Below are 2,678 nucleotides of genomic sequence, written 5' to 3'. Positions count from 1 at the left end.
TCCATCGGGAACTGGTCGGTACGGTCGATCTCGGCCGCGCGCGGCGCCAGTTCGGCCTGCGCCCAGTTGCGCACGGTGTCGCGCAGCATCTCGATGTCTTCGCCCAAGTCGAATTTCAGGCCTGGCAGCTCGGTCGTTGCGATCATGGCGGTCTCCTGATGGAATCGGTCTTGTTGTTTTGTTTGCTTTGTCGTTTGTGGTCAAACGTGGTCCAGCGTGCGCACCACGCACAAGGTCATCAGCATGGTGGCCACCGCCTTGCGCACGCCGGCGGTCTCGCTATACACGTCGCCCTGCGCCACGATCAAGGTACGGCCGGGCTTGAGCACGCGGCCCACCGCCACCAGCCGCTCGCCCTGGGCGGGTGAGAGCAGATTGATCTTGTACTCGGCGGTCAGCCCGGCCTCGCCGTCCCCCACCATCGACAGTGCGGCGTAGCCGCACGCGCTATCGGCCAGCGCGCCGACGGCGCCACCGTGGAAGAAGCCGTGCTGCTGGGTCACGCCCTCGGACCACGGCATAGCGATCTCCACCTCGCCCCACATGACCCGCGTCAGCGCCGCGCCGAAGGTGGTCATCAGGCCCTGGCGGGAGAAGCTGGTGGCAATGGCATCCGCGCGCTCGGCGGACAACGGCGTGGCATCGACAGCTTGAGGCATGGGCTTTCCTTGTTTGAGAAGCTATTCTATTGACGTTTACGTAAACGTCAATCAAATCAAATACGGCAGCTGTAATAATGCCTCATCAGGCACTTTTCACGACGGTCGGTGGCACTTCGCACGCATGTGTCGCCAGCAACGCCCGGCACTGCCGCTCGTGTTGATCGATCTCGGCAAGCTGCGCCTGCAGGTCCTCGAGCTGGCGCTCCAGTGTGCCGCGGTGATGCGCCAGCGAATGCAGGAAGCGCTCCAGCTGCGGTGCGGTGTCTCGCGGCGATTCATACAAGTCGAGAATCTCGCGGATTTCGTTGAGCGTCAGCCCAAGTCGCTTGCCCCGCACGGTGAGCTTCAGGCGCGTGCGCTCGCGCCCGTTATAGACGCGCTTGCGCCCGGTCGGCCCTTCGCGCTCCGGTGACAGCAAGCCCTGGTCCTCGTAGAAACGGATCGCACGCGGCGTCACGTCGAACTCGCGGGCGAGATCGGTGATGGTGTAGGTTGGCGTGGCTGGCGAGTCTGGCATGGTGGCCCGGTAAAAAAGTGAACGGTCGTTCGGTATGGAATGAAGTTTTCGCTTAAGATGGAAAAAGCCCGCTCCTATTGACGTTAACGTTAGCGTCAAGCAAGGCTGCTGGCAACCGCGATATGCAACCGTGACAACGAGAAAGCCCGCCTGCGCGCGGCACCGCGCGCACAGGGCTTCAGACCCGAGAGACTCCTCATGAACGCACTCGAACACGAACTCCAATACCCGTTTGGCGAAACCCTGCCCGAAGGCGGCGCGCGGCAGCAGGTGGCGCCCGGCGTCTACTGGCTGCGCATGCCGCTGCCCTTCGCGCTGGACCACATCAACCTGTGGCTGGTGCGCGACCGCCTTGAAGGCCGCGACGGCTGGACCATTATCGATTGCGGCGTCACCAACGACACCATCAAGGCGCACTGGGAAACCGTATTCGCCAACGAGCTCGACGGCCTGCCCGTGCTGCGCGTGCTGGCCACCCACTGCCACCCCGACCACATCGGGCTGGCGCACTGGCTGTGCAAGCGCTGGGACGCCCGCCTGTGGATGAGCCTGGGCGACTACATGAACGCCCGCGTGATGGGCGGCGGCAGCGGCGTCGGCTCCAACGCCGGCGGCGACTTCGCGGCCAGCCACTTCGCCCGCCACGGCCTGACGGACCCCGACAGCCTGGAAAAGCTGCGCGCACGCAAGAGCTACTACCCGTCGCTGGTGCCCGACCTACCCACCCAGTACCGCCGCATGATGGACGGCGATACCGTGCATATCGGCACCGACCCGGCCAGGTCCGGCTGGCGAGTGATCACTGGCTTCGGGCACGCGCCCGAGCACGTAGCGCTCTACAACGCCGCCTTGAATGTGCTGATTTCCGGCGACATGGTGCTCCCGCGCATCTCCACCAATGTCAGCGTGTTCGACATGGAGCCGGAAGCCAATCCGCTCAAGCTATACCTGGACTCCCTGGGCAAGTACGAGCCGCTGCCCGAGGACGTGCTGATCCTGCCGTCGCACGGGCGGCCGTTCCGGAACCTGCATACCCGGATCCGCCAGTTGCGCGAACACCATGTGGAGCGGCTTGCCGAGACGCGGGTGGCCTGTGAGGAGAAGGCCTGCAATGCGCATGACATCGTTGGCGTGATTTTCAACCGGCAGTTTGATATTCACCAGATGACGTTTGCCATGGGCGAGGCGCTGGCGCACTTGCATGTGTTGTGGCATGCGGGGGAGGTGAGGCGGGAGGTTGGGGAGGATGGGGTTGTTAGGTTTCGGGTTTAAGGGTTAGGGGGTACTGGTGGGGTTTTGCTGCTGCGCCGCTTGCTGAAACTGCGACTGCAAAATCATCTTAAAATTCAAAGGCTTAACTGCAAAATCAACTGCAGTTTCACCGCCCCTGCGGGGCGGCGACCTACTTTCTTGTCTTGCCAACGGCGTGTGTCAAGGTAGTTGTCGCCTCAGCCGTTACGCTGCTTGCTTGTAATTCTCTCCGTTTTGCTGCGCTCGCT

Annotated in this window: 4 protein-coding genes; 1 reads left to right on the top strand and 3 read right to left on the bottom strand. The window is 63.1% G+C overall.

Annotated features, from left to right (window positions below; translation table 11 throughout):
- The 3 genes from AC07XB_RS38895 to AC07XB_RS38885 all read right to left on the bottom strand — a co-directional run.
- The coding region (locus AC07XB_RS38895; protein ID WP_492376833.1) for an acyl-CoA dehydrogenase family protein at positions 1 to 146 on the bottom strand (146 nt) is incomplete at its 3' end.
- A 54-nt stretch (positions 147 to 200) separates the two neighbouring features.
- Positions 201 to 659, bottom strand: a complete 459-nt coding sequence (locus tag AC07XB_RS38890; RefSeq protein ID WP_492815241.1) for a PaaI family thioesterase — start codon at positions 657 to 659, stop codon at positions 201 to 203.
- Between the two features lie 85 nt (positions 660 to 744).
- Complete coding sequence (locus AC07XB_RS38885; protein WP_492376831.1) at positions 745 to 1,179, bottom strand: MerR family transcriptional regulator; 435 nt, start codon at positions 1,177 to 1,179, stop codon at positions 745 to 747.
- Positions 1,180 to 1,377: 198 nt separating this feature from the next.
- On the opposite strand from AC07XB_RS38885, the gene AC07XB_RS38880 reads away from it, so the two are divergent.
- Entirely contained in the window at positions 1,378 to 2,451 is a 1,074-nt protein-coding gene (locus AC07XB_RS38880; RefSeq protein WP_492833244.1) for an MBL fold metallo-hydrolase, read from the top strand.
- The last annotated feature ends 227 nt before the right edge of the window (positions 2,452 to 2,678 follow it).

It is taken from the genome of Cupriavidus sp. GW821-FHT02F09 (assembly GCF_059421605.1).
This window is presented reverse-complemented; position numbering and strand designations above follow the sequence as displayed.

Excerpts from the sequence above, each read along its gene's own strand:
- AC07XB_RS38890 (WP_492815241.1), bottom strand. The coding sequence starts at position 659 with ATGCCTCAAGCTGTCGATGCCACGCCGTTGTCCGCCGAGCGCGCGGAT.
- AC07XB_RS38885 (WP_492376831.1), bottom strand. The coding sequence starts at position 1,179 with ATGCCAGACTCGCCAGCCACGCCAACCTACACCATCACCGATCTCGCC.
- AC07XB_RS38880 (WP_492833244.1), top strand. The coding sequence starts at position 1,378 with ATGAACGCACTCGAACACGAACTCCAATACCCGTTTGGCGAAACCCTG.